Origin of the sequence: Paenalicyclobacillus cellulosilyticus, from assembly GCF_014647315.1 — a bacterium.
Classification (GTDB): Bacteria; Bacillota; Bacilli; order Alicyclobacillales; family Alicyclobacillaceae; genus Alicyclobacillus_J; species Alicyclobacillus_J cellulosilyticus.
Genome location: NZ_BMOY01000097.1, coordinates 341 through 703, shown reverse-complemented (window position 1 = coordinate 703; position 363 = coordinate 341). Strand labels below are relative to the sequence as shown.

Genomic DNA, 363 nt, shown 5'->3' with positions numbered 1-363 from the left:
GGCAAGACATAATATTTGCTTCATCGTCATTGGTTACAGCACAAAATACGTCCGTAAATTCAATGTTTTCGTTAACTAATAAATCACGATCCGCAATATCACCTTGTAATATTGTGGATTTATGTAATTGTGACGCGAGGTAATTAGCACGTTCAAAGTTATGTTCAATGACTTTTATACGATAATGGGACTCTAGGGCTTGAGCTAATTTGCTGCCAATATGTCCACCACCTGCGATGATTAAGCGGCGATTGGGGTGAGTATATCGACCTAATGCGATTAATACTTGCTGGATGGCTTGTGGGGAGGCAATAAACAAGACATCATCATCTTTTTCAATAACGCATTGCTCTTCCATTGGTA

General features: G+C 39.1%; 1 protein-coding gene. It reads right to left on the bottom strand.

Translation table 11 applies throughout. The annotated features are described in order from the left end of the window. On the bottom strand, positions 1 to 363 hold a 363-nt coding region (locus IEX97_RS12945; protein WP_188883516.1), incomplete at both ends, for an NAD-binding protein.